Origin of the sequence: Smaragdicoccus niigatensis DSM 44881 = NBRC 103563, assembly GCF_000380645.1 — a bacterium.
GTDB lineage: Bacteria > Actinomycetota > Actinomycetes > Mycobacteriales > Mycobacteriaceae > Smaragdicoccus > Smaragdicoccus niigatensis.
Window position 1 is genome coordinate 972,652 of record NZ_AQXZ01000018.1, and the last position, 25,902, is coordinate 998,553.

Sequence of the window (25,902 nt, forward strand, 5' to 3'; positions counted from 1 at the left end):
CGTGTGCGCACACTCGGTTGAGAGCCGGGAGCGAGCCCGTAAGGGCCGCTCCCGGCTTTCTCTTTTCGCGCAGGGTGTCGGAGAGCTCTTGATGACGCTCGGCACCCTGGTTCTGTTGTTCGCCGGCTATGTCACCTGGGGTACCGACTTCCGGAACGCGACACATCAGAACGACCTGTCTTCGGCGCTTCACAACGCCTGGAAGACGCCTGCGGCTCCGGATGGACCGCCTGCGGTCATCTCCCCGGACACCCCCAACGGCTCCCCCGTGGCGGTCATTTGGGTTCCGTCATTCGGGAAGGACTACCACCAGACCATCGTCGAAGGCGTCGACCTTTCCGACCTCGAACTCGGGCCCGGCCACTACCCCGGCACCGCAAGCCCCGGCGAAGTAGGAAACTTCTCCGTGGCTGGTCACCGCACCGGAAACGGCGCTCCGTTCGACGACCTGCCGAACCTCAAAGCCGGCGCCTTCATCGTCATCGAGATGAAGGACTACTACTACACGTACCGTGTGCTCGGCGACCTCGCGACGGGCGATGCCACCGTTCCGGACGCCCAGGGAATCCCGGGCAAGGTGATCGTCGACCCATCGCACGTAGACGTCGTCGCCCCGGTACCGGAGAACCCGACGGCCCAGCCCACACGGCGCCTCATCACCCTCACGACGTGCGATCCCTGGTGGTCGGGCGAGAACCGCCTGATCATTCACGGCGAGCTCGATGGTGCCCCGTGGCCGAAGTCGCAGGGCCTGCCGCCTGCATTGAAGGGATAGCGACATGTACGGATGGATCTGGCACAAGCTGCCGGGAACCACGGCACTCAAGGCGGTGCAAGTGCTCGTGCTCGTCGCGGTTGTCCTGGCGCTGCTGTGGTTCTACGCGTTCCCGTGGATTGAGCACACCCTGCCCCTCAATGCCGTGACGGTCTGACGCCACACACGACAGAAGCGGCCAGTCTCAGGATTCTGAGGCTGGCCGCTTCTTTTGGTTCAGAAGATTACTTGAACTTGATCTCGAGGCCGACGCCGACGATCGCGATGAGCCACATCGCGCCGACGAAGTACGTCACGCGGTCGAGGTTCTTCTCCACGACCGTCGAACCGGAGAGGCTCGACTGAACACCGCCACCGAACAGGCTCGACAGACCGCCGCCCTTGGCGCGGTGCAGAAGAACCAGAAGGATGAGCAGAACGCTGGTGATGACCAGCACGATGTTCAGGAACAGCGTCATGGTTGATACCTTACCGGGTCAGTATTCGTGCGTTAGCCAGCGACCTCAGCCGTCGCGGCGGCCGCACACAACTTCGCGAACTCGTCGCCCTTGAGCGACGCTCCGCCGACCAAACCACCGTCGACGTCCGGCTGGGCCACGAGATCGGCCACATTCGCCGAATTGACGGAGCCGCCGTACAGAACGCGCACTCCCCCGGCGACCTCGGCACCCGCGAGCTCGACGAGCGTGGCACGGATCGCCGCGCACACCTCCTGTGCGTCCTCGGGAGTCGCGACTTCACCGGTACCGATCGCCCACACGGGCTCATACGCGACGACCACCTTGGCGATCTCGTCCGCCTTGAGGCCCGCAAGCGAACCCTTCAAGCTGGAGACGCAGTAGGCCACATGCTCACCCGACTGCCGGATCGACAGCGCCTCACCGACGCACACGATCGGGGTCACGCCATGGCGCAGCGCCGCCTTGGCCTTGTTGAGGACGACCTCGTCGGTCTCGCCGTGCATGGCGCGGCGCTCGGAGTGCCCCACCACCGCGTAGGTACAGCCGAGCTTGGCGAGCATCGCGGCGCTCACTTCGCCCGTGTAGGCACCCGAGTCGTGCATCGACACATCCTGCGCACCGAACGTCAGGCGCAATCGGTCACCTTCGATGACCGATTGCACGCTGCGGATGTCGGTGAAGGGCGGAATGACCGCCACGTCGACCAGGTCGTAAAACCGCTCCGGGAGCGAAAACGCCACCTGCTGCACCAAGGCGATGGCCTCGAGATGGTTGAGGTTCATCTTCCAGTTGCCCGCGATGAGCCGCTTGGGTGCCACGAGATCTTCCTCCGTCGCGCTTGTAGGAACGTCTACCGAGAACTGCTCTAGCCCAGGACAGCGATACCCGGGAGTTCCTTGCCCTCCAGGTATTCCAGCGAAGCACCGCCACCGGTCGAAATGTGGCTGAACCCGTCCTCCGGCAGTCCGAGCGAGCGAACCGCGGCCGCGGAGTCGCCGCCACCGACGACCGTGAACGCACCGTCCTTCGTCGCGTCGATGAGCGACTGGGCGACCGCGCGCGTACCGGCGGCGAAGTTCGGGAACTCGAAGACGCCCATGGGTCCGTTCCAGAAGATCGTCTTCGCCGCACGGAGGACGGCAGCAAAGCGCTCGCCCGACTCGGGGCCGATGTCGAGACCCATCCAGCCGTCCGGAATCTCCTCGGCCGACACGGTCTTGAACTGCGCGTCGGCGGAGAACCCGTCCGCGACGACGATGTCGCGCGGCAGGTGCAGGACGTCCCCGTAGCGGTCCAGCAGGTCCTTGCAGGTCTCGATCATCTCGTTCTCGAGAAGCGAGTTACCCACCGAATAACCCTGCGCCGCAAGGAACGTGAAACACATACCGCCACCGATGACGAGAGTGTCGACCTTGGGGGCGAGAGCCTCGATCACGGCGAGCTTGTCCGAAACCTTCGAACCACCGAGAACGACCGCATACGGACGCTCCGGGTCTTCCGTCAGCTTCGAGAGAACGTCGACTTCAGCGGCCACCAGACCGCCGGCGTAGTGCGGGAGCAACTGCGCGACGTCGTAGACCGACGCCTGCTTCCGGTGCACGACGCCGAATCCGTCGGAGACGAATGCACCGTCGTCGCCGACCAGATCGACGAGCGCCACCGCGAGGCGCTTGCGCTCGGCGTCGTCCTTGCTCGTCTCGCGAGCGTCGAAACGGATGTTCTCCAGGAGAAGGACGTCACCGTCGGTGAGACCCTCCGACCGAGCAAGAGCATCCTGACCGACGACGTCGCCCGCGAGCTGAACGTTGCGTCCGAGGACTTCGGCCAGCTTCGCCGCTACCGGAGCCAGCGAGAACTTCGGGTCCGGCACGCCCTTGGGACGGCCGAGGTGAGCGGTGACGACCACCTTGGCACCGGCCTCGACCAGCGCCTTGATGGTGGGTGCCGACGCAAGGATGCGGCCCGGGTCGGTGATCGCACCGTCGGCGAGCGGCACGTTCAGGTCAGAGCGAACGAGGACGCCACGGCCCTCCACGCCCTCTGCCAACAGGTCCGCAAGGGTCTTGACTGCCACCAGCTCTACTCTCTGTCCGAAGTTCCAGGGTTTACTGCTCAGAGCGACTTTCCGACCAGGCCGATCAGGTCGACCAGACGGTTGCTGTAGCCCCACTCGTTGTCGTACCACGAGACGACCTTCGCCTGGTCGTCAATGACCTTGGTGAGACCGGAATCGAAGAGGCTCGAGTGCGGGTCGGTGACGATGTCGCTCGACACGATGGGTGCGTCGTAGTACTTCAGGATGCCCTTGAGCGATCCCTCTGCGGCTGCCTGCATCGCGGCGTTGATCTGGGCGACACTCGCCGGCTTGCGCAGTTGGACGGTGAGGTCGACAACCGAGCCCGTCGGGATCGGAACGCGCAGGGCGTAGCCGTCGAGTTTGCCCTTGAGGTCCGGCAGAACGAGGCCGATGGCCTTGGCCGCACCCGTGCTCGCGGGAACGATGTTCAACGCGGCAGCACGACCGCGGCGCAGGTCACGGTGGGGACCATCCTGGAGGTTCTGGTCCTGCGTGTAGGCGTGGACGGTCGTCATGAAGCCTTTGACGATGCCGAACTCGTCGTTGAGGACCTTGGCGATCGGGCCGAGGCAGTTCGTGGTGCACGAGGCGTTGGAGATGATGTTCTGGCTGCCGTCGTACTTGTCCTCGTTGACGCCGATCACGATGGTGATGTCTTCGTCGGTCGCCGGTGCCGAGATGATGACCTTCTTCGCCCCGGCCTCGAGGTGTCCTTTGGCCTTCGCACGGGCGGTGAAGATGCCAGTCGACTCGACGACGATGTCAACGCCGAGTTGGCCCCACGGCAGCGCCGATGGCCCCTCCTTGACTGACAGGGCCTTCACCTTCTGCGAGCCGACGACGATGGTGTCGTCTCCTTCGAGGGTGACGTCCTTGTCGAGCCGACCGAGGATCGAGTCGAACTTCAGCAAGTGGGCCAGGGTCGCGTTGTCGGTCAGGTCATTGACCGCCACGATCTCGATGTCGGTGGTTCCAAGAGCCTTCTGGGCCGCCACAGCACGAAATAAGTTGCGGCCGATGCGACCGAAGCCGTTGATTCCTACGCGGACCGTCACAGTTCACTCCTTGAAGAGATCGTGGATGAGACGAATATCACCTTAATCGGCAGGTGTTTCAGAGTTAACGCTGCCCTGTCGTCCGCAAATCGAAACTCAGGCCTCGTCGAGAAGCTCCGGCGTGACCACGGCTTCGGTGTCCGGAATTCCCAGGTCAGCGGCACGACGGTCGGCCATCGACAGAAGACGCCTTATACGGCCGGCAACAGCGTCCTTCGTCATCGGCGGGTCGGCGAGCTGACCGAGTTCCTCGAGGGACGCCTGCCGGTGCTGCACCCGCAGTTGACCGGCCGCAGCGAGGTGGTCCGGAACCTCCTCGCCGAGGATCTCCAGCGCACGCTCGACGCGTGCGGCCGCCGCAACAGCGGCACGAGCGGACCGACGAAGGTTCGCATCGTCGAAGTTCGCGAGGCGGTTGGCGGTTGCTCGGACCTCGCGACGCATCCGGCGCTCTTCCCAGTGCAGGCGGGTGTCCTGAGCGCCCATGCGGGTGAGCAGAGCTCCGATGGCCTCGCCGTCCCGCACGACGACGCGGTCGGTACCGCGAACTTCGCGTGCCTTCGCGGAGATCCCGAGACGACGAGCGGCGCCCACGAGTGCGAGCGCGGCCTCGGGTCCTGGGCAGCTGACTTCGAGCGCCGACGAACGGCCGGGCTCGGTCAGCGAACCGTGCGCGAGGAACGCACCGCGCCAAGCGGCCTCGGCGTCGGCGATACTGCCGCCGACGACCTGTGCCGGAAGTCCACGCACGGGACGCCCACGAAGGTCGAGCAGGCCCGTCTGCCGCGCGAGGGCCTCGCCCTCTTTGGCCACGCGCACGACGTACCGCGAACTCTTGCGAAGCCCTCCGGCGCCGATGACGTGCACGTCCGAGGTGAATCCGTATAGCTCGTGGATCTCGCGCCGCAGGCGGCGCGCAATGGCACCGAGATCGACCTCGGCCTCGACCACGACTCGGCCGCCGACGATGTGCAAGCCACCCGCAAAACGCAACAGCGCGGCGAGCTCAGCCCGCCGGCATGACTGCTGCGTCACGTTCAGGCGGCTCAGCTCGTCTTTTACCTCGGTCGTCATCGCCACGAGGTGCTCTCCTTCCGTCCGGGACCGGCATCTACTCCGGCCCGATCGTCCCCGTCGTCCATCTGCATCGGTGCTGGGGTGGCGTTCGATGCAGTTCGCAGCGATTCGATCGCCGCGGCCAGCTTTTCTGGGTCGTGCCTGAGGGCGCCGGACTCCGCGACATCCGCGAAGCTCACCACCGCTCCGAAATTCGCCGCGGCGCGGCGTAAGTGCTCTCGTTCTCGGTCGCCTTCGACCGAGGGTGCGTCGACCACAATGTGGTCGACTGCAAGTTCCGGCGCGTGCTGCGACAGAACGTGCAGGTGCCGTTCCGCAGAGAAACCAGCGGTTTCTCCCGGTTCGGCACCCAGGTTAAGTACCAGTACCTTCCTCGCCCGGGTGCGCGCAAGAGCGTTGCGCACTTCCGGCACCAGCACATGCGGGATGACGCTGGAGAACCACGAGCCCGGACCAAGCACGACGAGGTCCGCAGACTCGATCGCGTCGAGCGCCTCCGGACACGCCGGTGGATCTGCAGGTACAAGCCGTACCCGCCGAACCTTACCCGGCGTCACGGCAACAGCAACCTGCCCCCGGACCACGCGACTCACCCGAGGGTCGGACTCGAGCCCGGACACGTCCGCCTCGATGGCGAGCGGGATCGTCGACATGGGCAGAACGCGGCCCGACAGGTTGAGGATCCGCGCCAGTTCTTCCAGCGCAACGACCGGATCGCCGATCACCTCGGTCAGTCCGGCGAGGATGAGATTTCCCACCGAGTGGCCCGCCAGCGGACCGTCGCCGCGGAACCGATGCTGGACCGTGGCCCGCCACAACTGAGCATGCGGGTCGGTGCCGGCAAGCGCTGCCAACGCCATGCGCAGGTCGCCCGGCGGGATGACGCCGAGCTCGCGGCGAAGCCGGCCCGAGGAGCCGCCGTCGTCCGCGACCGTAACCACCGCGGTGATGTTCGGGCTGAGCGTGCGAACCGCAGTCAGAGTCGCGTACAGACCGTGACCACCACCAAGAGCGACGATCGACGGTTCTGGGCGGGTCGGCCCGCTCATTCGCGACCCAGATCGCGGTGCGCGGTGAGCACCACGTGCGTCGTCGAGCCGGACAGCTGCTCTGCGATGGTTTCCGTGATCGCGACACTTCGGTGCTTCCCACCGGTGCAGCCGACCGCGACGGTCATGTACCGCTTGCCTTCTTCGACGTATCCGCCGGCGACGATCTTCAGCAGGTCGAGCGCACTCTCGATGAAGCCCGTCGCCCGATCGCGGGACAGGACGTAATCGCGCACCGGAGCATCCTTACCGGTGAACGGGCGCAGTTCCGGAATCCAGTGCGGATTCGGCAGGAATCGCACGTCGAAGACGAAGTCGGCGTCGAGCGGTAAACCGTATTTGAAGCCGAATGACTGGATGGTGATTTCGAGCTGGCGTTTGCGGCCGGCCCCGAACTCCTCGTCCATCTGGCGGTTCAGGTCGTGGATCGACAGTGCAGTCGTGTCGATGACGACGTCTGCCGCCGCCTTGACCGACGCGAGGAACTTACGTTCGGCCGCGATGCCGTCGGAGAGCGTGCCGTCGACCATGCCGCTGTCTTGCAGCGGGTGGCGGCGTCGCGCGAAGCCGAAGCGCCGAACCAGCACCTCATCGGACGATTCGAGGAACAGGACCCGCAGGTGGACGCCCGGCTGCTGCATTCCCTCGATGACGCGCGACAACTCGTCCGGGGCCATGAACCGGCTCCGTACGTCCATGACCAGCGCCAACCGGGTGATGCTGGGCTCCGCGCGGCGGCTCATGTCGATGAGGCCCGGGATCAACTCCGGGGGCAGGTTGTCGGCGACGTACCAACCAAGGTCTTCGAGCACTTTTGCGGCGGTGCTGCGTCCTGCCCCGGACAGGCCCGTCACCACGACGACCTCGACGGGAGCCGTCAGCTCGGAGCCGCTGAGGCCCGCTTGGGTGTCCAGATCTACCGCCTCCATCGCTGTGCGAGAAGTAGTCCGGAATCGCCCGGACGCCGTTCGTCAGAAACTCTAGTCCCCGTTGCAAGCATCTGCGCTTGCTTCTGTCCCGCCACCGCTCAGCGCAGCAAGCACAGAGCGCGCAGTGGTCTCACCAATCCCAGGAACCGCAGTGATTTCGGCGACCGAGGCATTGCTCAGCCGGGAAACTGAGCCGAAATGCACGACCAATGCCTTCTTCCGCGTCTCGCCGAGACCAGGAATCGAATCCAGTGCTGATTCGGTCATTTTTCGCGACCGCTTGTTGCGGTGGTAAGTGATCGCGAAGCGGTGCGCCTCATCGCGAACGCGTTGGAGCAGGAACAGTGACTCACTGTTGCGCGGCAGAATGACCGGGTCAGGTTCGCCCGGAACCCACACCTCTTCCAGTCGCTTGGCAAGGCCGATCACCGCGACATCATGGATCTCGAGCTCGTCGAGGACCGCGGCTGCCGCCTCGACCTGCGGCGCTCCGCCGTCCACGACGTAGAGGTTCGGCGGATAGGCGAATCGTCTTGGCTTGCCGGTCTTTTCGTCGATCGTCGGCTCGGCCTGCTTCTGCCGCCAGAATCGTCGCCGGGTCACCTCGGCGATGCTGCCGACGTCGTCCGATCGCCCTTCGCCGGCTGCCTCCTTGATCGCGAAGTGGCGGTAATCCTGTTTGCGCGGAAGGCCGTCTTCAAACACCACGAGCGAGGCGACGACCTCCGTGCCCTGAATGTGGCTGATGTCGACACACTCGATGCGAAGGGGTGCGGTGTCGAGTTCGAGCGCGTCCTGAATGCCCTGCAGGGCTGCGGACCGCGCGTTGAAATCCGAGGCACGCTTGAGTTTGTGCTGCGTCAGTGCCTCACCCGCATTGCGCTGCACCGTCTCCATGAGTGCCTTTTTGTCGCCGCGCTGCGGGACCCGAACCTTCACCTGCGATCCACGAAGCGTGGTCAGCCACTCCTCGACCTCTTCGCTGTTGGGAGGCAGCGCCGGGACAAGGACCTCGCGCGGTACGGAACTCCCCGTTTCGTCGGCCGAGGCACCGTAGAACTGCGTGAGGAATTGTTCGACGAGAAGCGCATCCTGATCCTCGCCCGCTTCGAGAACATCTCCGGTTTTCTCCACGACCCAACCGCGCTGACCGCGAACCCGACCGTCGCGCACGTGGAAGACCTGCACCGCGGCCTCCAGGTCGTCGCCGGTGAACGCAACGACATCGGCATCCGTACCGGCACCCAGAACGACCGTCTGCTTCTCCATCGCCCGCTTGAGGGCTGCGGCATCGTCGCGCAGGCGGGCCGCGAGTTCGAAGTCGAGATCGTCGGACGCGGTGCGCATCCGGTTTTCAATCGACTTCACGAACCGGTCCGTCTTACCCGCGAGGAAGTCGCAGAAGTCCTCGACGATGCGGCGATGTTCGTCCGGGCTCACTTTGCCGACGCACGGCGCCGAACACTTGTCGATGTACCCGAGTAGGCAGGGGCGACCGATCTGGTGGTGCCGTTTGAACACGCCCGCCGAGCACGTGCGGGCCGGGAACACGCGGAGCAGCAGATCCAGCGTCTCTCGGATGGCCCACGCATGAGAGTACGGCCCGAAATAGCGCACTCCCTTGCGCCGAGCACCTCGATAGACGAAGAGCCTCGGGAATTCCTCGTTGAGCGTGACGGCCAGAACGGGGTAGCTCTTGTCGTCCCGGTAGCGAACGTTGAACCGCGGGTCGAACTCCTTGATCCAGTTGTATTCGAGCTGGAGCGCCTCGACTTCGGTCGTGACGACGGTCCACTCGACACTCGCCGCGGTGGTGACCATCTGCCGCGTCCGCGGGTGCAGCGAGTACATGTCGGCGAAGTACGAATTCAGCCGACTGCGAAGGCTTTTCGCCTTTCCGACATAGATCACCCGGCCGTGCGGATCCCGGAACTTGTACACACCAGGCTCGACCGGAATGGAGCCGGCAGCCGGGCGGTAGGTGATGGGATCGGGCACATCACCACCCTAGTCGTGGGGGCTGACAAGCCCCCACGACCCATCCGGGTCCGGCTCCGCTGCGCTCCGGCAGATCGATTGCCGTATCGCGCACCTGATCAGATCCGCGACACGGCAATCGATCGGGTCACTACTCGCCGGCCGCCGCGAACCCGATCTCGAGGTCCGCGAGAATGTCGTCGAGTCCCTCGATACCGACCGACAGCCGCACGAGACCCGGCGTCACGCCCGCGGCCAGCTGTTCCTCGGGTGTGAGCTGCGAGTGCGTCGTCGAGGCCGGGTGGATGACGAGAGACCGGACATCCCCGATATTGGCGACGTGACTGTGCAGTTCCAACGCGTTGACGAACCGCTTCCCCGCGTCGACTCCCCCGGCCAGCTCGAACGCGACGATCGCGCCCGGGCCGCGCGGCGCCAACTCCTGCGCACGCTCGAACCACGGCGACGACGGCAGCCCGGCATACGACACGGAGGAGACACCGGCGTGGCCCTCGAGGAACTCGGCGACCTTCTGCGCGTTCGCTACATGCCGCTCGACCCGCAGACTGAGCGTCTCGAGCCCCTGCGCGATGAGGAACGCGTTGAACGGTGACACGGCCGAGCCGAGGTCGCGCAGCAACTGCACGCGAGCCTTCAGCGCGAACGCCGGTGCGCCGAGGTCGGCGAACGTGACGCCGTGATAGCTCGGGTCCGGAGTCGTGAAGTTCGGGTGTCGGCCCTGCGTCCAGTCGAAAGTGCCGCCGTCGACGATGACACCGGCGATGGCTGCGCCGTGTCCGCCGAGGTACTTCGTGGCCGAGTGCACGACGATGTCGGCGCCCAGCGCGAGCGGCTGAATCAGGTAGGGCGTCGCCACCGTGTTGTCGACGATGAGCGGGATGCCCGCCTCGTGCCCGACCGCGGAGATCCCCGGAATGTCCAGAATGTGGTTGCGCGGGTTGGCAATCGACTCACCATAGAACGCCTTCGTGTTCGGCCGGATCGCCGCTCGCCACTGCTCGAGGTCGTCGGGGTCCTCGACGAACGACACCTCGACGCCCAGCTTGGGCAGCGTGTAGTGGAACAGGTTGTACGTGCCGCCGTAGAGCAGGGGGCTCGACACGATGTGGTCGCCCGACTCGGCGATGTTGAGGATGGCGAACGTCTCGGCGGCCTGCCCGGACGCGACCAGCAAGGCGGCCACACCCCCTTCGAGGGCGGCTACCCGCTGTTCCACGGCGTCCTGCGTCGGGTTCATGATCCGGGTGTAGATGTTGCCCGGCTCGGCCAGCCCGAACAACGCCGCCGCGTGATCGGTGCTGTTGAACGTGTACGACGTCGTCTGGTAGATCGGCAACGCGCGCGCGTTCGTCGTACCGTCGGGAGTCTGGCCGGCGTGGATCTGTTTGGTCTCGAACGACCAGTTCTCGCTACTCATGCCGCGAGCCTAGGAATTTAGAGGCACCGTGGAAATGGTTGCGATCAGTCTGAATATTTCGACTGCGCCGATGTGGGTACCCGAAAACGCATGAGTTTCGACATCACCCCGACCGCCGCCCAGCATGACCTCGCCCGACGCACTCACGAATTCGCCGAAGAGGTCGTCCGGCCCGTGGCACTCGAGTACGACCGGCGTCAGGAATTCCCCTGGCCCGTCCTCGAGGAAGCCGCCAAAAGTGGTTTCTACAGCCCGCTGTTCTATCGCGACCTCATCGGCGATCCGACAGGACTGTCCCTCCCGATGTTCATGGAGGAGCTGTTCTGGGGATGCGCCGGTATCGGCCTCGCGATCGTCATGCCCGCACTCGCGCTGTCCGCAATCGGTCAGGCAGCCACACCCGAGCAGATGCTGCAGTGGGCGCCGGAATGCTTCGGCACACCGGGCGATCTCAAGCTCGCCGCGCTCGCGATCTCCGAACCCGAGGGCGGCAGCGACGTTCGCAACCTGCGGACCAGAGCACGCCGCGACGGCGATGACTGGATCATCGATGGACACAAGATGTGGATCGGCAACGGTGGCATCGCGAACGTGCACGTCGTCAACGCGGTGGTCGACGAAGAGCTCGGACATCGTGGGCAGGCGCTGTTCATCGTGCCGGGCGGCACCCCCGGCCTGGAGCTCGTCCGCAAGCTCGACAAGCTCGGCTGCCGCGCGTCGCACACTGCCGAGCTGAAGTTCGACGGCGTCCGGATTCCGGGCGAGAACCTGCTCGGCGGCGAGGGCAAGCTCGAACACAAGCTCGCCAAGGTCAGGGAAGGAAACGGCGCCAAGAAGTCCGGCTCGGCAACCTTGGGCACCTTCGAGCAAACCCGACCCATGGTCGCCGCGCAGGCACTCGGCATCGCTCGGGCCGCGCTGGAATACGCGACCGATTACGCCAACCAGCGAGAGGCCTTCGGCGCGCCGATCATCGACAACCAGGGCATCGCGTTTCCGCTCGCCGACCTGGCCACCGAGATCGATGCGACGCGTCTGCTCACCTGGCGGGCCTCCTGGATGGCCGCAACCGGTGTGCCGTTCGAGCGCGGCGAAGGCTCGATGGCGAAGCTCGCCGCCAGCGAGGTCGCGGTCCGGACCACCGAGCGCGCGATCCAGACGATGGGCGGTTGGGGCTACATCACCGATCATCCGGTCGAGAAGTGGTACCGAGACGCCAAGCTCTACACCATTTTCGAGGGCACCAGCGAGATTCAGCGGGTCGTCATCTCGAACGCACTGGGAGCTGCAGCGGGCAAGCCGCCACTACACGTCAGCCTCGACCCGACGGGCGGTCCGCTGAACAAATGGTTCGGTCGTGGCACCCCGGTGCGCGGAAAGGTGGCGGACACCGCGCTGGCCGCGAAGGATTCGGTTCCCGGCCCGATCATGCGCCTGGCGATGAACGTCCTACGGCCACCGCGGAAGTGACGCTAGGCGGAGTCTGTGTTGGTCGAGTACTTCCGGCCGAGCTCGCGAAAACGCTCGATCGCGTCGACCGCGGATTCTCCGTCGTCGGCGCGAATGGCCATGATCGGGATGTACTCGTCGGCGGGGAGTTCGAGCCGTGCCCACGGTGACTTCTCCGGGAACGTCACGCCCAGAACATCTTTCCAGCCGTAGACGCGGTCGACGAACACGTTTCGAACGCGGATTTCGGCGCTGTTCGCCCGCAGCCGCGGACGCGTCAGGAGCAGGATGCCGGCCGCGATGACGAATCCGACGCCCGCGATCGAAATCTGGTCGGACACCTCGATCCGCGGCCCCGTGGAGTGGATTCTGGCGAGCACTCCGCCGAGAGTCATGCCGACCACCACGATCGTCGCGCTGACCCAGGCGATCACCCGGATCCGGTGCGGTCGAACGTCGATTTCCCAGTCGGTACTCAGCTCGCTCACTGCTGTGCGATCCGTCGGAGGGTGAGCGCGGTGTCGATCGCGGCCGAGCAAGCCTGCTCGCCCTTGTCTTCGGCCGAACCCGGGAGGCCGGCACGGTCAAGCGCCTGCTCCTCGTCGTTCGTCGTCAGTACGCCATTTCCGATCGGCGTCCGGGTGTCGATCGCGATGCGGGTCAGGCCGCTCGTGATCGAGTCGCAGACATAGTCGAAATGCGGGGTACCGCCGCGGATCACCACACCGAGCGCGACGACGGCGTCGTACTTCTCGGCGAGCGCCTGCGCGACGACCGGGATCTCCATGCAGCCTGCGACGCGGTAGAGGTCGACGGTCTCCAGGCCGGCCTTGTCGGCCACGCGCTGCGCCCCGTCGATCAGTGCCGTGCAGATCTTGTCGTGCCAGCGCGACGCGATAATCGCAAGCCGAACGTCACTTGCGCCCTCGAGATCGATCTGGGGAATGCCTTCTCCGCTCACTGCTCCTCGCTCTCGAACTCGTCGAGCCCCGCAAGATCATGACCCATCCGGTCACGCTTGGTCTTCAGGTAGTGCAGGTTCTCAGAGTTTGCACGGAGAGGCATTGGCACCCGCTCAGAGATGTGCAGTCCATAACCGTCGAGTCCGGCACGCTTGGCCGGGTTGTTCGTCAGCAGGCGCATTGTCGTGATGCCGAGATCGGCGAGGATCTGCGCGCCGGTTCCATAATCCCGCGCATCCGCCGGCAGTCCGAGCTTGAGGTTCGCGTCGACGGTGTCGGCACCTGCGTCCTGCAACTGGTAGGCCTGCAGCTTGTGCATGAGGCCGATGCCCCGACCCTCGTGCCCGCGCATGTAGAGCACAACCCCACGACCCTCCTCCGCCACGAGGCCGAGTGCAGCATCGAGCTGCGGCCCGCAGTCGCAGCGCAGAGAACCGAACACGTCACCGGTCAGGCACTCCGAGTGCACGCGAACGAGGACATCGCGCCCCAGACCGTCCGGTCCGGCGATGTCACCACGGACTAGCGCGACGTGTTCGACGCCGTCATAAAGACTCTGGTATCCGACCGCGACGAACTCACCGTGCTGGGTGGGAATCCGCGCCTCGGCAACGCGCGTGACCTGCTTCTCGTTGCGGCGACGCCACGCAATGAGGTCGGCGATCGAGATGAGGGCGAGGTTGTGCTCGTCCGCGAACACGCGCAGTTCCTCGGTCTGAGCCATCGCGCCTTCGTCCTTCTGCGAGACGATTTCGCAGATGACTCCGGCGGGACGCAGACCAGCCAACGTCGCGAGGTCGACGGCAGCTTCGGTGTGGCCGGGGCGGCGGAGCACGCCACCCTCCTTGGCCCGCAGCGGAACGACGTGGCCGGGACGCGTGAAGTCGTGCGCATGCGTGTTCGCGTCCGCGAGCAGTCGCATCGTGACCGCGCGGTCGGCAGCCGAAATGCCGGTGCCGATGCCTTCCTTAGCGTCGACCGTGACCGTGTACGCGGTGCCGTGCTTGTCCTGGTTGGTCGAGTACATCGGAGGCAGACCGAGGCGATCGCAGTCTTCACCGACGAGCGGCACACAGAGATACCCGGACGTGTACCGCACCATGAAGGCCACCAGCTCTGGCGTCGCCTTCTCGGCGGCGAAGATCAGGTCGCCTTCGTTCTCACGATCCTCATCGTCGACGACGACCACGGCTTTGCCCGCCGCGATGTCGGCGATCGCCCGCTCGACGGTGTCAAATCTCATGGACGTCAAACCTCACGTTCTGACTCCTGGACTCATGCGGCCTCAATGCCGCGGCGAAACCACACTACGTGGTCCTGCTGTCTGGTCGCTCCGCAGGCTCCGCTCCTACTGCCCCCGCTGCTGCAAGCGCTCCACATACTTGGCGATCACGTCGACTTCGAGGTTCACGACGGTGCCGGGTGCCGCGGTACCCAGGACCGTCAACTGCAGGGTCGTCGGGATGAGCGAGACCTCGAAATAGTCGCCCTGGTCGTCGATGCCGAGGCCGGAGACGGTCAGCGACGTGCCATCGACCGTGATCGAGCCCTTTTCGACGACATAGCGAGCGATCTTGTCCGGCAACGAGATTCGTACGACTTCCCAGTTCTCTGAAGGCGTCCGCGACAGGACCGCGCCGGTCCCGTCGACGTGACCCTGCACGATGTGTCCGCCGAGGCGGCTGTTCACCGCCGCAGCGCGCTCGAGGTTGACGATGCTGCCCGTTCCGAGCGAGGCCAGACTCGACCGGTCGAGTGTCTCCTTCATCACATCGACGGTGAACGCATCGTGAGCTCCAGTGCCGCCGTCCACGACGTCGACGACCGTCAGGCAGACGCCGTTGACCGCGATCGAATCGCCGTGCTTGGCGTCGGTGATGACCAGGGGCCCACGCACGGTCAATCGCGCCGAGTCACCGAGGTCCTCGTAGCCGACGATCTCGCCCTTTTCTTCGACGATTCCGGTGAACATCAGTTCCCTTCCCCTGTCAGTGGCACGAGGCTCAGCCGGATGTCCGGCCCCACCTGTTCCACCGATTCGCGCACAAAACGATGTGCGCTGCCTATGTTGTCCACTCCAGCACCGATGACGGCCGCCGGACCGTCCCCCAGCACGACCGGCGCCAGATACGCGAGTATCCGGTCGACCAAGTGCGCCTTGAAGAACGCCCCGGCTAGGACCGCGCCACCTTCGACCAGCACGTCCGGGTAGTCGGCCAGGGCCGCCACCACCTCGTGCGGATCGCGGGTACGCAGCCACAATGTCTCGGCAGCATCATCCAACACGCGAGAGTTCGACGGTATTTCCCGCGTCCCCACCACGACCCGAAGCGGCTGGTGGGTGGCGAGCGAGCCGTCCGGATTCCGGGCCGTCAGCGACGGGTTGTCGGCGAGAACCGTTCCGGTACCGACGACGATCGCGTCGAGCTTGGCACGCTCCCGGTGAACCTCGGCGCGAGCGGCCTCGCCGGTGATCCACTGACTCGACCCGTCGGCAGCTGCGATTCGACCATCGAGACTCGTCGCGGTCTTCCAGGTGACGTGTGCACGACCCGTGCGCTGGCGATGCAACCAGGCGCGCAATGGCCCCTGCTCGACTTCGTCGACACCGACTCCACCAACGACCTCGACGCCGTTCGCCCGCAGGAAATCCGCGCCACCCGAGGCGGTCGGGTTCGGATCACTCACGGCGTAAACGACTTTCGCGATACCGGCGTCGAGGAGCGTCTTCGAGCACGGCGGCGTGCGGCCGTAGTGGTTGCAAGGCTCGAGCGTCACGAATGCCGTTCCGCCCCAGGCTCGATCCCCCGCCGAGCGCAGTGCCATGACCTCGGCGTGGGGGCCCGGCGGGGCCTGCGTGGCTCCGGTACCGGCGAGGTTGCCGGCCGCGTCCACGATGACCGCACCAACGGGCGGATTCGGCCGGGTCAGGCCTCGGACCGACTCTGCGGCCGCGACGGCCTGGAGCATGTGCTCCATTTAGCAGTCGGAACGAACCGCGGCGGCGAGCGCACGGAGCTTCCGCACCGCCTCGCCCGGGTCTGCCGCGTTGTAAACGGCCGAGCCGGCGACGAAGCAGTCGATACCGGCTTCGGCCGCTTGCTCGATCGTGCTCTCGGCGATTCCGCCGTCGATCTCGATGACGAGCTTGAGCTCTCCCGAGTCGACGAGCTTGCGCACCGCCCTCGCCTTGGACAGCACCTCTGGCATGAACGACTGGCCGCCGAATCCCGGCTCGACACTCATGATGAGCAGGGTGTCGAAGCTCTTGAGGATCTCGAGGTAGGGCTCGATCGGCGTTCCGGGCTTGACGCTCAGACCCGCCTTGGCACCCGCGGCGCGAATGTCGCGCGCCACCGAGATCGGGTCGTCGGTCGCCTCGGCGTGGAACGTGACGTTGTAGGCACCGGCTTCGGCGTACGGCGGCGCCCAACGGGCCGGGTCCTCGATCATCAGGTGGCAGTCGAGCGGAATGTCCGTGGCCTTGAGGAGGCTCTGCACGACCGGCAGTCCGAGCGTCAGGTTCGGCACGAAATGCGCGTCCATGACATCCACGTGCAGCCAGTCCGAGCCGGCGACCGCGGCGGCCTCTTCGGCAAGTCGGGAGAAGTCAGCAGACAGAATCGACGGCGCGATCATGGGGTTCGACACAGCGGTGAGTCTAACCCTGAGCCTTTGCCGTCGGAGGGCCCGGAAACGACTCTTCGCGCAGGCGTTGTGTACAAGATATGGGTTTTGTACAGAGCCGCCTGCGCGAGACCTTTGCCCCCGCTGGTCTACTTCTCCGGTTTGCGCAGCGCGGCCAAGTACATGGCATCCGTTCCATGCCGATGCGGCCACAGCTGAATACCTGTTTCCGCTCCGGAATTCGGAACGCCCGGCAGCACTTGATCGGCGTCGAGTACCTCGAGGCCGAACCGGCTCACTGCCTCGTTGACCACGCCGACCGTCTCGAGCAGATGCGGCGAGCACGTCGAGTACACGACCACCCCGCCCGGACGCACCAGACCGACGGCCGCCGCCAGCAGTTGCTTCTGCAGCCGGACCAGATCCGCAACGTCCTTCTCCGTACGTCGCCATCGTGCCTCGGGTCGACGCCGAAGTGCGCCCAGGCCCGTGCACGGTGCGTCGACGAGGACCCGATCGAAACCCGGTTTGAAGCCGGTGGCCCGGCCATCGGCGACGAGAACGTCGACAGGTAGTCCCGCAACCGCTTTCCGAACGAGTTCCGCGCGGTGTTTCGACTGCTCAACCGCATCGACGTGCGCATTTCGCTGCGCCGCGATCGAACCGAGCAGCGCGGCTTTACCGCCCGGCCCGGCACACAGGTCGAGCCAGCGGCCGGAGTCACTTCCGGTGAGCGGCGCGTCTGCGAGGGCGAGCGCGATCAACTGGCTGCCTTCGTCCTGCACCGCGGCCGCGCCGTTTCGGACCGACTCGAAAGCCGCCGGGTCACCGCCATCGAGGTGAACGGCGAAGGGCGAATACGGGCCCGGAAGCCCACCGGTTTCGGCAAGAAGGTCCTCGCGACTGATCGCTCCGGGCCGGGCGACGAGGTGCACTTTCGGCCGGGCGTCGTCGGCCGCGAGTGCGTCCCGAAGTTCGTCGCCGCTGAGGGTGGCCGCGAAGGAATCGACGATCCACCTCGGATGCGCAAACTCGACCGAAAGCCGGTCCAAGGGATCCGTGGTCGCGATCGCATCAACCCACTGCTCGGGCGTCTTCTCACTCACGCGCCGGAGCACGGCGTTGGCGAAACCGGCTGCACCACGACCTGATTCGGATCGGACCAGATCCACCGATGTCGCGACGGCAGCGTGCGCGCCGGTGCGGGTGCGCAGCAGCTGATAGGCCCCGATTCGCAGCACATCGAGCACCTTGCCGTCGATTGCGCTGACCGAGCGGCCGGCGGCCTTTTCGATGACCGAGTCGAGGAAGCCTTGTGCACGGCTGGCGCCGTAGGCGATCTCGGTGGCAAAAGCCGCATCCCGGCCGGAGATCCCCCGCTCAGTGAGCATCTTGGGCAGCACCAGGTTCGCGTACGCGTCCCGTTCCCGGACGGCCCGGAGAACATCGCGAGCGACCTCACGGACCGGGTCCGGCGGGCTCTGGCGTGGTGGTTTGCTCATTGCGCGACAGTCCCCTCAGCCAATCGAGCTCCGCGAGCCCAATCGAGAGCGGCCATGAGTCGCTTGCCCTGTGGCTGTACGTCGCCGAGACGAACCGCGGTCGTTGCCGTGCCGACGAAGACTCCGTCCTTCCGGACCTCGACCTCGCCCGGGTTCAACGAGTGGGTCGCGATCTGCACGGGGCCGACCTTCACGCGAAGGTCGCCGATCTCGGTCCACGCTCCCGGAGCCGGCGTCACGGCACGAATCTGGCGGTCGACGGCGAGCGCCGGGTGATCCCACCGGACGCGTGCGGAGTCGACGGTGACCTTGGGCGCGTACGACACTCCGTCACCCGATTGCGGGACCGCCTGCAATGCTCCTGAAGCCAACGCATCGATCGTCTGAACGAGGAGTTCGGCGCCTTCGCGAGCGAGGCGTTCGAGCAGCTCACCGGATGTATCGGTGGGCCGAATACGCTCGGTCATGACGCCGAACACCGGTCCGGCGTCGAGCTCCTTGACGATCTGAAACGTCGAAGCGCCGGTGAACTCGTCGCCGGCGGCGATGGCAGCTTGCACTGGTGCGGCGCCGCGCCAGGCCGGCAGGACCGAAAAGTGCAGGTTGACCCAGCCCAACGGCGGAATGTCCAGGACGGACTGCGGCAGCAGCGCTCCGTAGGCGACGACCGGGCAGCAGTCCGGTGCGAGTTCTTTCAGCTGATCGGCGAAATCAGGGTCGCTCGCACGGCGCGGCTGCAGCACCGGAATCCCGTGCTCGTCGGCCAGCGAACCGATCGGCGATCGCACAACTTTTCGTCCACGTCCCGCCACGGTGTCGGGCCGCGTCACCACGCCAACCACCTCATGGTGCGATTCGATCAACCGCTGCAGCGACGGCACGGCAGGGGCAGGCGTGCCCGCGAAGACGAGTCGCACGAGTTCTCCTCAACTACTCCCCACCTACGGGGGCGCGGTACCAGTCTAAGAATCTCGCGTACAAGATCTCGAACCGCTCGTAACATTGCAGTTCAGCTGTACTGCAGGGGGTTTGGCACGATGACTTCGCCCCTGTCGCGCGCGGGCCTCGCCGTCGCGATGTCGTGCGTCTTTTCCGGCGGTCTGGCCGCTCCCGCGCACGCTTCTTCCCGCGGGTGGGACGACAAGTCCGAACAGATTGTTCGAACATTTCCATCGATCCTGCCGGCGACGCCGACCGGGCGCGGATATCACGGCGCACGCTGCGGCATCGCCGAAGCACCGCCCACTGCGATTCGATCACTCGGCTGCCGGGACCGCGACGACGTCCTCTTCCAGGCGATTGCGTTTCCGAACGGCCCTGCCGTGCAGGACTTCCTGAAGTCGCGAGCCCTGGGCCCGGACAATCGGGCGACGATCGAGGACGGCACGTCCGCAACCGTGCGAGTCGGGACCTGTCCGGATGCGGCGTGCTTCGTCGTGACGTTCGATGCACCGGATCGGTCGAAATACCTGTTCATCGTGGCGCAGACGGACACCACGATCTCCGACCTCCTGAAGCTGTGGTGGCCGGATGCCGATTTCACGACCGGCCGCGGGGCCTGATCAGTTCGAGTTCGCCACCACTTCCGGAATGCCGGTTCCAAACGGCACATCGACGCAGTTCGGAGTCTGCGCGTCCGCCGGACTGAGGATGTTGAACATCAACTGCTGGGCGAATGGGTCGTAGGGCAGCTGCATGTGGCCGGACATGTTCCCCGGGCAGAGATCCTGGATGAGAACGTTGTGCGCGCCCTTGCCGTGAAGGGCTTGGTTTTCGTTCGGCGTGATGCGTTCGTCGACGGTGCTACCGATCGTCCAGTAATCGACGCCCGGAACCGTGTCGCTTGGTGAGTTGAGTTCCTTGAGGAAGTCCGAACCCTCCGCCTGCTGCTGCAGGGCGATGGGGAACATGTCGGATACCTGCTTTTCGGCACCGACCGCCCGAACCACGGGAATCGCACCGTAGAGGTCGCCGCCGTAGCTCGGTGAGGCAAGGCCGACCCACGTCTTGACGTACTGCGAGCCGCCAAGTTTGTTGACGTAGTAGCGCGTCACGACCGCGCCCTGTGAATAGCCCACGAGCTGGACTTTGTCCGCCCCCGTGGCGCTGCGAACCTTCTGTACGAAGTCCGAAAGTTGTTTTCCACTGGTGTGGATGTCTCCGACGCCATAAGTGTCTGAACCCTCCACCGAGCCGTAGTTCAGCGCATAAACGCAGTTCCCGGCAGCGGCGAGTTTGGGGGCAAAGAGGGCCCAGTCACTGTAGGCGTCGGAGTCCGTCCCATGGACGAGGATCACCGGGGAGGGGTGACTCGCGTCCGGCGTACACGAGAAGTTGTTTGCCCCGGGTGGTACCGACCCGGGGTGCTTCTTTGCGTAGGCGGAGGCGTAGCCGTGGACCGTCTGCGTCGGTCCAGGCAACGTGGGGATGGTAGTCAGCGCGGACGGATTGCCGGGTGCGGCAATCGCCAACGATGGTGCAGTCAACAGCACGGATACGGCTGCCGCCGCGGTTACCAGCCGGCGTGCAACCCTGCATGACTTGTTATCAATTCGGGACACAACGAATATGTAACCGCATTGGCTGGAGTTGCGGGTGTGACTAGAGAGAAAATTGTTTCACTTGTAGCCAGATTGATGGACTTAAGTCCCTAGCGCTAGTCCGCCTGATCGTCTTCGGCCAGTATCCGGTAAATCGAGCGACGCGCTTCAGCGAGCGCCTCACCGGCACGTTTCACCTGGTCAGGCGTGCCCGCACGGGCCACCTGGAAGACCGCGCCGTGCAGCTGGCCGACCAGATCGCGAAGATCGAGAGCCTCGTCCGATACGCCGGACTTCGCATCCGCGAAGGGATCGCCGATCTCGTCGCCGCGATCGCGAACGAGCGCCTCGCCTTCGGGAGTGAGCGTCGCGTACTTGCGGCCCTCACGACGGTCGAGCGTTATCAAACCCTCGTCCTCGAGTGCGGACAGTGCCGGGTAAATCGAACCCGGACTCGGCCGCCACAGCCCGTCGCTGCGCTCGCCGATCTTCTGAATGAGGTCGTAGCCGTGGACCGGCCCCTCGCTGAGCAGCAGCAGGATCGCGGACCGTACGTCGCCGCGGCGACCCCGCCCCCGTCGACCCGGTCCACCACGACGTCCCGGCCCGGGCGGGCCGGGGAATCCACCGAATCCGGGGCCAAAACCTGGACCAAAGCCCGGGCCGAAGCCGCCGCCAAAACCGCCGCGGAACTCGCGGCGAAGTTCGCCGCGCAACTGATGTGCATGGTGATGTTCGAACATCTCATTCTCCTTTCGTAGATGTTCTTGCGATGCATTAACGATATATCGACAGTACATCGATAGCAAGGAGGAATTTCTACGAGTTGACCGATGAGCTAGATTTGCCGACAGATTCCGTGAATGCGGATGAATAGGTCGCAAGAAACCGCATGATCGGAGTTTCGTGAAGCTCATCGCCTCAACTGTCGCCGCACTCGCAGCCGTCTCTCTGGTCGCCGGATGCTCGGGATCCGACACATCGACGAAGTCCCAGACCACCAGCGCGACTCCCCCAGCCCACCTGACGGTCTTCGCGGCGTCCTCGCTGAAGAAGACATTCACCGAACTGGGAACGCAGTTCGAGAAGGACCACCCGGGCTCGAAGGTCGACTTCAGTTTCGCGGGTTCGTCAGACCTCGTTTCGCAGCTCACCAACGGTGCGCCGGCAGACGTGTTCGCGTCGGCGGACACCAAGAACATGGACAAGGTGAAGGCCGCGAGTCTTCTTGTCGGAGAGCCGACGAACTTCGCGAAGAACACCCTCGTGATCGTCACCGCGCCGGGTAATCCGAAGAACATCACGTCGTTCGCCGACCTCGCGAACCCGGACCTCCTGGTCGTCGAGTGCGCACCGCAGGTTCCGTGCGGTTCGGCCGCCCAGAAGGTCGAGACCGCCACTGGCGTCGATGTCAAGCCGGTCAGCGAGGAGCAGAACGTCAGCGACGTGCTCAACAAGGTAACCACCGGTCAGGCTGACGCCGGCCTCGTTTACGTCACCGACGCCAAGGGCGCTGGCGACAAGGTCTTCACCGTCGAGTTCCCGGAGGCGAAAGATGCGGTCAACACCTACCCGATCTGCCTCCTGACCAACTCGAAGAACAAGGAAGCCGCGGACGAGTTCATCGAGCTCGTCACGGGCCCCGTCGGCCAGGATGTGCTTGCCAAGGCTGGGTTCGCGAAGCCCTAATCGGCAGCCCCGGGGTCAATGGAGTTCCGCCCGCGATCGCCGCGGGCGGAACGCGATTGTGCGGTTGATTCAGATCCCGACGTCATGGTTCGGACAGATCTGCCGCACGTTCCGCCCCATAAGTTTGATTCATGCTCACGTTGGCACTCATCGGTCTCGTCGGTGGCCTCATCACGGGCGTCTCGCCATGCGTCCTGCCGATGCTGCCGATGGTCTTCGTCGCGGGCAGCGCCACGACGCCGGCAGCGTCCACCGGTGCCGTGGCTACCCTCGAAAAGTCTTCCGTCACAAGGCTGCTCGGATTCCGGCCGCTGCTGATCATCGCCGGCGTCGTGGTCAGTTTCAGCCTTTTCACACTGGTCGGCGCCACGCTCCTATCCGCGCTCAGCCTTCCCGACGACCTGCTCCGGTGGATCGGTCTCGTCATCCTCGGCCTCGTCGGTCTCGGTCTGATCTTTCCGGCTCTCGGTCACGTGATCGAACGGCCGTTCTATCGACTTCCGAAGATCACCAACCCCGACAGTGGCGCGTTCCTGTTCGGGATGGGACTCGGCACGCTTTACGTACCGTGCGCGGGGCCGGTCCTAGCCGCAATCACCGTCGCGGGGGCCACCGGCAACGTCGGCGTGCGGACGGTCGTACTCACGGTCTTCTTCGCGCTCGGTGCCGCACTTCCGTTGCTCCTGTTCGCCGCTGCCGGCGAACGAGCCGCCGAGCGGATCAAGTCCTACCGCTCGCGCGCCCGCACCTTGCGCATCATCGGCGGTGTCGTCTTGATCGGCCTCGCGATCGGCCTCTTTTTCAACCTGCCGGACGTCGTGCAGCGCGCATTGCCCAACTACACCGAGTCTCTCGAGCAGCGACTCGCCGATTCCGCGACCGTTCAAGGAGCGCTCTCGCCATCGGAGAACGCCCAGAACAAGAACCTTTCCAAATGCACTCCCGGTGCCAGCGAGCTCGCATCCTGCGGCCAAGCGCCGACCATCACCGGAACCCAGCACTGGTTCAACACCGCCGACGGATCAGGGCTCGACCTCGGAGCACTCAAGCGCAAGGTCGTGCTCATCGACTTCTTCGCGTACTCCTGCATCAACTGTCAGCGCGACGCACCGTACGTCGAGGCCTGGTACGAGAGGTACGCAAGCTCTGGTCTCGTCGTCATCGGGATTCACACCCCTGAATTCGCCTTTGAAAAGGACGCCGGAAATGTGAAGTCCGCCATCGACCGCGAAGGACTCACCTACCCGATCGCGCAAGACAACAACCTCGCGACCTGGACCAACTACCGCAATCGCTTCTGGCCGGCCAAGTACCTCATCGACGCCGACGGAACCGTGCGGGCCATCCGCTTCGGCGAAGGCAGCTACGACATAACCGAGTCCCAGATCCGACAGTTACTCGAGCAGGCGAACCCGCACGCCGTTCTGCCCGCGCCGCTGGGCGACCTGCAGGTCGACGCCTACCGCGCGGGGACGACCCCGGAGACGTACCTCGGCTATGAACGCGCCTCAACGTTCCGGGGGACGGAGAAACCGACGCCGGGCACTTCGATGGCCTTTACGTTGAACGATCCGCAAGCGAACGACACCTTCAGCCTCGGCGGCACCTGGACCCCACAGGAGGAGTACCTCGAGAGCACGGCAGGCGCACGGCTACGGCTCAACTTCAACGCAGCGAAGGTCTACCACGTCCTCGACGGCGAGGGCACGGTCACGGTGTCGATTCCTGGTGAACCAGACCGGACGATCAACGTGACGTCAGCGTCGAACCTCTACGAGCTCTACTCGGGCCCCATGAAGCGCGCGTCAATGACGCTCACCTACAGCGCCGGCATCCGGGTCTACACGTTCACGTTCGGCTAGGACGCGGTATTCACGAGGACCGGTTCCTCACGGTAGAGAGCCGGGAAATGGCTCTTGAGCGCCTTCACCTTGGGGATGTCGTTGACCACGATGTACGGATACCAGGGGTTTGAGTCCAGGAAGTTCTGGTGGTAGGCCTCGGCCGGGAAGAACGAAGCAGTCGGCTCGATGCGCGTGACGATCGGGTCCGGAAAGACGCGGGCCTGCGTCAACTGCGCGATGTACGCCTCGGCAACGCGCTGCTGGCTCGCATTCTGCACGAAGATCGCCGAACGGTACTGCGTGCCGGTGTCTGGTCCTTGCCGGTTGAGCTGGGTCGGGTCCTGCACGACCGCGAAGAAGATCTGGAGCAGCTGTCCGAACGTCACTCGACTCGGGTCGAACGTGATACGCACCGATTCGGCATGGCCGGTCGATCCGGTGCTCACGGACTCGTAGGTCGCCGAATCGGCATTGCCGCCCGCATATCCGGACACGGCTTCGGTCACCCCTTGCACGTGCTGGTAGACACCTTGCACACCCCAGAAACATCCGCCCGCCAGCACGACGGTTTCGGAACTCCCCGCCGGTTGAGCGGGCTCATCGACGATCGGTGCCGGGATTGTGCTCGCAACCTTTTCGTTGACCGCGCGTTCCGCGCCGGGCACGTAGCCCGTGCACATCGCGAGCACAACGGCCAGCCCGCCGACGCCTGCCAGAGTAAGCACTATCCGCCGAATCAGCGGTCTGCGAGACACAGTCTCTTCCATGAAACCAGTGTCCTGCCAATCGGGCACTGGAACATCGGCCGAGGTAGAACGTCATTCTTCGGTAAGGAGCGCAGCGAACTCTTCGCCTCCTGCCGGTCGTACCGTCGAGATATGACCCACCCTGCAACCCCGCCGACGCGGGTGACGTTGACCCGACGAAGCATCCTCTGCGGTGCGGCCTTGCTCGGAGTGCTGGCGGGGTGTGGCTTTCGCCACAACGAAGCGAAGGCCGACTCCGGAGAACCGCCGAAGGGATCGTTCGAGGTCTCGCATTCCGACTCCGAGTGGCGTCGAATCCTCACCTCCGCTCAGTACGACGTACTGCGCAAAGCAGGAACCGAGCGACCGTTCACCAGCCCACTCAACGATGAGCACCGCACTGGCATCTTCTCCTGCGCCGGCTGCGCCCTCGACCTGTTCTCCTCGAGCACGAAGTTCAACAGCGGCACCGGCTGGCCGAGCTTCTGGCAACCGCTGGCCAACGCCGTGATCGAACGGCCGGACAACAGCTTCTTCATGTCCCGCACAGAGGTGCTCTGCCGACGCTGCGGCGGGCACCTGGGTCACGTCTTCAACGACGGACCCAAACCCACGGGTCTGCGCTACTGCATGAACGGTGTCGCGCTCACATTCCGGACGACCTAGCGGCAACGACCTCGCGCGTGCTCAATCGCGCGCATTCGG

The 25,902-nt window shown here is 65.1% G+C and carries 27 protein-coding genes; 7 read left to right on the forward strand and 20 right to left on the reverse strand.

The window, feature by feature from the left end:
- Position 1: 1 nt before the first annotated feature.
- Both F600_RS29255 and F600_RS32035 read left to right on the forward strand, forming a co-directional pair.
- Positions 2–775, forward strand: a complete 774-nt coding sequence (locus F600_RS29255; protein WP_255222424.1) for a class E sortase — start codon at positions 2–4, stop codon at positions 773–775.
- Positions 776–779: 4 nt separating this feature from the next.
- On the forward strand, positions 780–932 hold the full coding sequence (locus tag F600_RS32035; RefSeq protein WP_018162615.1) for a hypothetical protein: 153 nt from the start codon (positions 780–782) through the stop codon (positions 930–932).
- A gap of 67 nt (positions 933–999) precedes the next feature.
- On the opposite strand, the gene secG is transcribed toward F600_RS32035, so the two are convergent.
- From secG to F600_RS0120985, 9 genes are all read right to left on the reverse strand, one after another.
- The gene (secG, locus tag F600_RS0120945) at positions 1,000–1,233 is read right to left on the reverse strand and encodes a preprotein translocase subunit SecG (RefSeq protein ID WP_018162616.1); all 234 of its coding nucleotides are present in this window, start codon (positions 1,231–1,233) and stop codon (positions 1,000–1,002) included.
- Between the two features lie 32 nt (positions 1,234–1,265).
- Positions 1,266–2,054, reverse strand: coding sequence for a triose-phosphate isomerase (gene tpiA / locus F600_RS0120950; RefSeq protein ID WP_018162617.1), 789 nt, complete (start codon positions 2,052–2,054; stop codon positions 1,266–1,268).
- A 47-nt stretch (positions 2,055–2,101) separates the two neighbouring features.
- Complete coding sequence (locus F600_RS0120955) at positions 2,102–3,310, reverse strand: phosphoglycerate kinase (RefSeq protein ID WP_018162618.1); 1,209 nt, start codon at positions 3,308–3,310, stop codon at positions 2,102–2,104.
- Between the two features lie 38 nt (positions 3,311–3,348).
- Complete coding sequence (gene gap / locus F600_RS0120960) at positions 3,349–4,368, reverse strand: type I glyceraldehyde-3-phosphate dehydrogenase (protein ID WP_018162619.1); 1,020 nt, start codon at positions 4,366–4,368, stop codon at positions 3,349–3,351.
- Between the two features lie 96 nt (positions 4,369–4,464).
- Complete coding sequence (whiA, locus tag F600_RS0120965; protein WP_018162620.1) at positions 4,465–5,448, reverse strand: DNA-binding protein WhiA; 984 nt, start codon at positions 5,446–5,448, stop codon at positions 4,465–4,467.
- Entirely contained in the window at positions 5,439–6,494 is a 1,056-nt protein-coding gene (locus F600_RS0120970; protein WP_018162621.1) for a gluconeogenesis factor YvcK family protein, read from the reverse strand. The genes whiA and F600_RS0120970 overlap by 10 nt, the downstream gene beginning before the upstream one ends.
- Positions 6,491–7,423 carry an RNase adapter RapZ gene (gene rapZ, locus F600_RS0120975; protein ID WP_018162622.1) on the reverse strand — a complete coding sequence of 311 codons (933 nt, stop codon included), beginning with the start codon at positions 7,421–7,423 and terminating at the stop codon, positions 6,491–6,493. Before rapZ ends, F600_RS0120970 begins: the two co-directional genes overlap by 4 nt.
- Before the next feature lie 51 nt (positions 7,424–7,474).
- Positions 7,475–9,421, reverse strand: a complete 1,947-nt coding sequence (gene uvrC, locus F600_RS0120980; protein ID WP_018162623.1) for an excinuclease ABC subunit UvrC — start codon at positions 9,419–9,421, stop codon at positions 7,475–7,477.
- A gap of 130 nt (positions 9,422–9,551) precedes the next feature.
- Positions 9,552–10,838 carry a bifunctional o-acetylhomoserine/o-acetylserine sulfhydrylase gene (locus F600_RS0120985; RefSeq protein WP_018162624.1) on the reverse strand — a complete coding sequence of 429 codons (1,287 nt, stop codon included), beginning with the start codon at positions 10,836–10,838 and terminating at the stop codon, positions 9,552–9,554.
- Positions 10,839–10,928: 90 nt separating this feature from the next.
- On the opposite strand from F600_RS0120985, the gene F600_RS0120990 reads away from it, so the two are divergent.
- Positions 10,929–12,308: an acyl-CoA dehydrogenase family protein gene (locus tag F600_RS0120990; protein WP_018162625.1), complete on the forward strand. Its 1,380-nt coding sequence runs from the start codon at positions 10,929–10,931 to the stop codon at positions 12,306–12,308.
- 2 nt (positions 12,309–12,310) lie between these two features.
- Here F600_RS0120990 and F600_RS0120995 read toward each other — a convergent pair whose 3' ends face one another.
- The 8 genes from F600_RS0120995 to fmt form a co-directional block, all read right to left on the reverse strand.
- Positions 12,311–12,775 carry a PH domain-containing protein gene (locus tag F600_RS0120995; protein ID WP_018162626.1) on the reverse strand — a complete coding sequence of 155 codons (465 nt, stop codon included), beginning with the start codon at positions 12,773–12,775 and terminating at the stop codon, positions 12,311–12,313.
- Positions 12,772–13,248 carry a 6,7-dimethyl-8-ribityllumazine synthase gene (gene ribH / locus F600_RS0121000; RefSeq protein ID WP_018162627.1) on the reverse strand — a complete coding sequence of 159 codons (477 nt, stop codon included), beginning with the start codon at positions 13,246–13,248 and terminating at the stop codon, positions 12,772–12,774. The genes F600_RS0120995 and ribH overlap by 4 nt, the downstream gene beginning before the upstream one ends.
- Entirely contained in the window at positions 13,245–14,492 is a 1,248-nt protein-coding gene (locus F600_RS0121005) for a bifunctional 3,4-dihydroxy-2-butanone-4-phosphate synthase/GTP cyclohydrolase II (protein WP_018162628.1), read from the reverse strand. The genes ribH and F600_RS0121005 overlap by 4 nt, the downstream gene beginning before the upstream one ends.
- Positions 14,493–14,597: 105 nt before the next feature.
- Positions 14,598–15,221 (reverse strand): riboflavin synthase, encoded by a 624-nt coding sequence (locus tag F600_RS0121010; protein WP_018162629.1) that lies wholly within the window; start codon positions 15,219–15,221, stop codon positions 14,598–14,600.
- Positions 15,221–16,228 carry a bifunctional diaminohydroxyphosphoribosylaminopyrimidine deaminase/5-amino-6-(5-phosphoribosylamino)uracil reductase RibD gene (gene ribD, locus F600_RS0121015; protein WP_018162630.1) on the reverse strand — a complete coding sequence of 336 codons (1,008 nt, stop codon included), beginning with the start codon at positions 16,226–16,228 and terminating at the stop codon, positions 15,221–15,223. The genes F600_RS0121010 and ribD overlap by 1 nt, the downstream gene beginning before the upstream one ends.
- A complete protein-coding gene (gene rpe, locus F600_RS0121020; RefSeq protein ID WP_026306788.1) occupies positions 16,229–16,900 on the reverse strand; it encodes a ribulose-phosphate 3-epimerase in 672 nt (223 codons plus the stop codon).
- A gap of 125 nt (positions 16,901–17,025) precedes the next feature.
- Entirely contained in the window at positions 17,026–18,378 is a 1,353-nt protein-coding gene (locus F600_RS0121025) for an RsmB/NOP family class I SAM-dependent RNA methyltransferase (RefSeq protein WP_018162632.1), read from the reverse strand.
- Positions 18,375–19,295 (reverse strand): methionyl-tRNA formyltransferase, encoded by a 921-nt coding sequence (gene fmt / locus F600_RS0121030; protein ID WP_018162633.1) that lies wholly within the window; start codon positions 19,293–19,295, stop codon positions 18,375–18,377. Before fmt ends, F600_RS0121025 begins: the two co-directional genes overlap by 4 nt.
- A gap of 120 nt (positions 19,296–19,415) precedes the next feature.
- Here fmt and F600_RS0121035 point away from each other — a divergent pair, with 120 nt between their 5' ends.
- On the forward strand, positions 19,416–19,940 hold the full coding sequence (locus F600_RS0121035; RefSeq protein WP_018162634.1) for a hypothetical protein: 525 nt from the start codon (positions 19,416–19,418) through the stop codon (positions 19,938–19,940).
- On the opposite strand, the gene F600_RS0121040 is transcribed toward F600_RS0121035, so the two are convergent.
- Together F600_RS0121040 and F600_RS0121045 are read right to left on the reverse strand one after the other, a co-directional pair.
- Complete coding sequence (locus tag F600_RS0121040) at positions 19,941–20,798, reverse strand: esterase/lipase family protein (RefSeq protein WP_245541582.1); 858 nt, start codon at positions 20,796–20,798, stop codon at positions 19,941–19,943. It abuts the gene before it with no gap.
- Between the two features lie 236 nt (positions 20,799–21,034).
- Positions 21,035–21,661 (reverse strand): PadR family transcriptional regulator, encoded by a 627-nt coding sequence (locus tag F600_RS0121045; RefSeq protein WP_018162636.1) that lies wholly within the window; start codon positions 21,659–21,661, stop codon positions 21,035–21,037.
- A 163-nt stretch (positions 21,662–21,824) separates the two neighbouring features.
- Between F600_RS0121045 and modA the strand changes: the two genes are divergently transcribed.
- Positions 21,825–22,607, forward strand: a complete 783-nt coding sequence (modA, locus tag F600_RS0121050; RefSeq protein ID WP_018162637.1) for a molybdate ABC transporter substrate-binding protein — start codon at positions 21,825–21,827, stop codon at positions 22,605–22,607.
- Positions 22,608–22,738: 131 nt separating this feature from the next.
- Entirely contained in the window at positions 22,739–24,469 is a 1,731-nt protein-coding gene (locus F600_RS0121055; RefSeq protein WP_018162638.1) for a cytochrome c biogenesis protein CcdA, read from the forward strand.
- On the opposite strand, the gene msrA is transcribed toward F600_RS0121055, so the two are convergent.
- The gene (msrA, locus tag F600_RS0121060; protein ID WP_018162639.1) at positions 24,466–25,176 is read right to left on the reverse strand and encodes a peptide-methionine (S)-S-oxide reductase MsrA; all 711 of its coding nucleotides are present in this window, start codon (positions 25,174–25,176) and stop codon (positions 24,466–24,468) included. The two genes, F600_RS0121055 and msrA, sit on opposite strands and share 4 nt — an antisense overlap.
- Before the next feature lie 153 nt (positions 25,177–25,329).
- On the opposite strand from msrA, the gene msrB reads away from it, so the two are divergent.
- A complete protein-coding gene (gene msrB / locus F600_RS0121065) occupies positions 25,330–25,863 on the forward strand; it encodes a peptide-methionine (R)-S-oxide reductase MsrB (protein WP_051090859.1) in 534 nt (177 codons plus the stop codon).
- Positions 25,864–25,902: the final 39 nt, after the last annotated feature.